The sequence below is a fragment of the Dethiosulfatibacter aminovorans DSM 17477 genome (assembly GCF_900142005.1).
Classification (GTDB): Bacteria; Bacillota; Clostridia; order Tissierellales; family Dethiosulfatibacteraceae; genus Dethiosulfatibacter; species Dethiosulfatibacter aminovorans.
Window position 1 is genome coordinate 1 of record NZ_FQZL01000064.1, and the last position, 4418, is coordinate 4418.

Genomic DNA, 4418 nt, shown 5'->3' on the forward strand with positions numbered 1-4418 from the left:
ATCTCCCTACAAGGCAAAGGTGCCGGCAAACAGCTCATGCAAAAAGCGATGAACTTTTGTAAGGAAAGGGGCTATTCCCATGTAATACTATGGACAATTGATATTTGTGAATCCGCCTGTTATTTATATGATAAGTTTGGTTTTAGGTTCACCGAGTCAAAACCTAATACAATATGGGCTAATTACCTTATGACTGAAGAAAAGTGGGAGTATTTTGCTTGACATATTCTGATTTTGTAACACTTGTAATAGAGGTGAAAGTAAATGAAGAAGAGAATTGTAATTTTTATTACGCTTATACTAGTTTTCACAACAATTCTGTCATTGAGGAGTTTTAGGAATATAATTAACTATGACTATGATGAAATTGCTGCAATCAAAATGAGGGACGCGGGTGGCATATTGTATGTTACTGAAGATAAAGAATTGATTGGACAGTTCATTTCAATGATGGATAAATCAAGATATTTAAAATTCATAGACACGAATGTAGACGTTGGTGGATCTTTCTACAGTTTGTTTTCAGATAATAATGAAATTGTAAGAATCAGCTTTCATGGGGATAAACGTGTAAACATAAACAAAAAGTCATATATAGTGTTGAAAGATATAGAAGAAGAGATAATACAGTTTTTTGACTTGATTTATATAGAGGAAAATATTATTGGTGAATAGGAGTTCTGTTGAAGATGTAGAGCTCAATAGAGAGGGTGTTGTGTCGATATTTCTGTTTTTTAATTCAAATAAGAGGTTAACCATAGGGTTAATATTGTTAAATATAATACTTGGAATGAGTATATTTTTTCTATTACCAAGTGAGTTCGTTTATTATTATTTAGCCGCCAGCTTTATAGTAATGGGTGTACTAAATATTCAAATTGCAAAGTTATACAGATTTAGTACTGCGAAGTTTATCTTACGATTATTTTTAACAATGCCATCCCTGCAACTATTTATGATTCCAATAAGTTCTATGATGATGGAGATAAACCCAACAGTATTTAAGTATGGAATAATATCCTTTCCATTTGCAATGGTTTGTTGTGGCATTGTTTTCGTAATTGCGTTAGTAATGTATTTGATCCATTTGAGATAGATAAAAGTTCAATACTTAGTATTTGGATTCTATGTGAATGCTGAAGCGGAATAGAGAGGTAACAGAATGAATAAACTTATAGTGTATTTGTGTATTATATTTTTGCTTTGTGGATGTACTATTATACAGACCGAGCCGAAAGTTGAAGAGCCTAGTGGTTCGTATGGGCTAAATGTAAAAGCTACAAAAGATAAGTATTCTCTGACTATGTCATCAGTGCCAGGCTTACCAATAGAAGTAAACCCTCACAGTGATATGGATATTTCCGATATAAGATTACTTGTTACATGTAATAGTGGGCAATTTGTTTCATGGTCTGATTCAGGTGAAACGACTATTCTTGGAGATGAGTTTATATTACCGTTTGAAGAGGTAGTTTTATATTGGAGACCTGATAATGAGGAAGATAGTGGGACTGAAGAGAAACCCGTTGTAATAATAGGAACATACAATAAAAATCTGGGTATGTATAGCTTGATTTATACAGGTTCAATTAAAGAAAAAGAGGGGTATTATAGTATTGATTTTGATGTTAGACCTAAATAAAATTCAAGTTGTTACAGCATAGGGTCAAATGTAAGCGTATAAGTGTATCCCTCTAGCTTAGGATAGTTGCCAGGTGGGAAGAGAAGTAAATGAAACTCATTGACAAATTGAAAATTAGCGAGTAAATAGAAGAAAAACTAATCCACAGTATCTATAAATAGCATAGCCTAACCTGTAGAAAAGGTAAAGAATGGCTATAACAATATAATACAAGGAAGGAAAGTAGATATGAATAAGTATAAAATAGGTTTTGTTATAGTTTCTGTTTTATTAATAATATCCTTAATTCCGGATATTGTATGTTTTTTTGATAGGGATCACAGTGATAAAAGGTATGAGGAAATATTACAAGCTATTATCGCAAGTCCTAAAGCTGTTGAACTAAAGCAGGATGGATATGATATAACAAATGATTTTCTCGACAAATATACAATTTCAATTGAAAATGAAGATTATTCTGAAGCTATTGATTTTTTAAGAGAAAACAATATATCTATTGGAATTAGCATTAATGATAGAAATAAATCTTTATTAGATGGAAAGCAATGAACAATAATACCCTCTAGCTAAGGAGAGTTGTCAGGCAGGAATGAACAACGTAGATGAAACTTACTGGCAAATTGAAATTGATATATAACAGATGTGATACCTGGTAGATATTTGAAGAAAATGAAAAACGGCGATTTAGTGAGTAAATGGAAGAAAAACTAAGGATATAGTGAGGTGAAATTATGAAAAGATTATTAATTGTAAGCCTTATATTTTTGTTAGTTGTTACAGGTTGTAGCGGTGTAGAAGAAGTGGATATTGAGGATGAAATTATAACAGATGGAATTGAATATACAGTTGCGAATCGGCAGTATTATATTGAATCTCATGAAGAATTAATGTATGTACTTTATTCTGGCGTAAAACAGGATGACAGTGATTTCTGGTGTAGAGCTCTGTGGAAGATTAATCCTTATGGTGAAGATGAGTTATTATATGAAACGGTTAATAAAAATTTAAGTTTTCGTGCTAGAAGTGATAATAGTATGGTAGCGATTGAGACTGATCAGAAACTAATATTTATGGATGCCACCGGTGACATAATCCATGAATTTTCTGAGGATGAGCTGGGAATCGATAAAGGAGAACGCTTTAGCATAGTTGAATGGGATAATACTTCAGGAACTCTATGGATGACAGCACAGGAAACCTATGTTGTCATGGACTATATTACAGTGGATACTAATACTTGGGAAGTAATGACATACCATAATCCACTAGGACCTACAAATGATTATGATTTGGATGTCGAGACAGGATGGATATTATCTAGTAATTATCCTGTGTTCTTAGATTTTGATTCTAAAGTGCTTTATCATTCAGGTAACTTGCTGACTAGTTTGTATCTGTATAATATTTTTGAAGAAGAAAAGTATTTTGTTGCTTCAGGTTTTGTAAACGAATTTAAGCCTCTTTTGTCAAGTGATGGTTTTATTACTTACCAGGTTGATAATCAGTTTTATCATAGTACAGTAGAAGATGTCAAAGAGTCTGGAATAAGCCTAGATGAAGAAGATAAGGATGATTATGGTATTCAATATTATACTGAAGGGAAAGTGTATCTTGAAGATGGTATTATATTCAATCTAGAACGGTATGGTGAGATGGATAATATTGTTTGGCATAGAACGTGGAATGGAATACAGGTAGGAACCCATTCAACGCATTCGAAGGTATCGGTTAAAAATAAACGTGTATATATTGTAATAGACCAGTCGCTTTATACGTTGGATTATAATACAGGTGAAACTATTTGGGTAACAGAAAATGTAGGTGCATCTAACACTGAACAAGCACCACTCCTAGATAAAAATGGTACGATTTATCTTTCGAGCCAATTCGAACCGAATTTGACCGCAATAAATGAAAATGGTGAGATAAAGTGGCAATTAAGTGCTGAGGAGCTGTTTGGTATTCAGGAATTGACATTGGATGGAGAAGTCCTCAGTGCCAGAGTTGATAATGAAACTGTATACAATTATAGCCTTGAAGGTAAAAGACTGGATAGTAAATAGATAATTTAATTAACAAAATAAACGTTTTTAAAGTTCGTTGGTGCCGGTCTAATAACTTTATGAGTTATTAATTTACCCATACAACTTGAAAATTACGTTAGCCAATCATCTTCATTATAAATAAACAAGTAAAGGTTATAAAACCTCTACTTATATATTACGAATTGAAATTTAGGAAGTGGATAGAATGAATTGTTTATTAATTAGAGAAGCAAAGCCGGGAGAGCCCAGCTTGGTGGTACATTTTTATTACAAATTATTTGAGCAACAGTTTGGTTTTTTGCCCAGCACCGAAAAATATTTTCTCCATGCAATGACAGAGTTGTTTGATGATCAGGATGGTAACAAACTGTGGGTTATTGAGGAAGCCGGAGAGATCAAGGGCTCTATCTGCATTGTCAAGAAAGGGAATGCAGAGGCACAGCTTCGTTTGTTTGGAACAGATATCTCCCTACAAGGCAAAGGTGCCGGCAAACAGCTCATGCAAAAAGCGATGAACTTTTGTAAGGAAAGGGGCTATTCCCATGTAATACTATGGACTATTGATATTTGTGAATCCGCTTGTTATTTATATGATAAGTTTGGTTTTAGATTCACCGAGTCAAAACATAATACAACATGGGCTAATTACCTTATGACTGAAGAAAAGTGGGAGTATTTTGCTTGACATATTCTGATTTTGTAACACTTGTAATAGAGGTGAAAGTAAATGA

At 33.1% G+C, this 4418-nt stretch carries 6 protein-coding genes; all 6 read left to right on the forward strand.

The window, feature by feature from the left end; genetic code table 11:
- A partial coding sequence (locus tag BUB05_RS18205; RefSeq protein ID WP_139258090.1) for a GNAT family N-acetyltransferase occupies positions 1-222 on the forward strand: 222 nt, incomplete at its 5' end.
- A 42-nt stretch (positions 223-264) separates the two neighbouring features.
- Positions 265-675, forward strand: coding sequence for a hypothetical protein (locus tag BUB05_RS18210; RefSeq protein ID WP_073051191.1), 411 nt, complete (start codon positions 265-267; stop codon positions 673-675).
- Positions 676-1162: 487 nt separating this feature from the next.
- Entirely contained in the window at positions 1163-1642 is a 480-nt protein-coding gene (locus tag BUB05_RS18220) for a hypothetical protein (protein ID WP_073051195.1), read from the forward strand.
- A gap of 228 nt (positions 1643-1870) precedes the next feature.
- Positions 1871-2191 (forward strand): hypothetical protein, encoded by a 321-nt coding sequence (locus BUB05_RS18225; protein ID WP_073051197.1) that lies wholly within the window; start codon positions 1871-1873, stop codon positions 2189-2191.
- A 182-nt stretch (positions 2192-2373) separates the two neighbouring features.
- A complete protein-coding gene (locus BUB05_RS18230) occupies positions 2374-3705 on the forward strand; it encodes an outer membrane protein assembly factor BamB family protein (protein WP_073051199.1) in 1332 nt (443 codons plus the stop codon).
- 187 nt (positions 3706-3892) lie between these two features.
- The gene (locus BUB05_RS18235) at positions 3893-4372 is read left to right on the forward strand and encodes a GNAT family N-acetyltransferase (protein ID WP_073051201.1); all 480 of its coding nucleotides are present in this window, start codon (positions 3893-3895) and stop codon (positions 4370-4372) included.
- Positions 4373-4418 lie beyond the last annotated feature (46 nt).

Bases quoted from the DNA above. Each gene is read 5' to 3' on its own strand.
- BUB05_RS18225 (WP_073051197.1), top strand. From the start codon at position 1,871: ATGAATAAGTATAAAATAGGTTTTGTTATAGTTTCTGTTTTATTAATA.
- BUB05_RS18220 (WP_073051195.1), top strand. From the start codon at position 1,163: ATGAATAAACTTATAGTGTATTTGTGTATTATATTTTTGCTTTGTGGA.
- BUB05_RS18235 (WP_073051201.1), top strand. From the start codon at position 3,893: ATGAATTGTTTATTAATTAGAGAAGCAAAGCCGGGAGAGCCCAGCTTG.
- BUB05_RS18230 (WP_073051199.1), top strand. From the start codon at position 2,374: ATGAAAAGATTATTAATTGTAAGCCTTATATTTTTGTTAGTTGTTACA.
- BUB05_RS18210 (WP_073051191.1), top strand. From the start codon at position 265: ATGAAGAAGAGAATTGTAATTTTTATTACGCTTATACTAGTTTTCACA.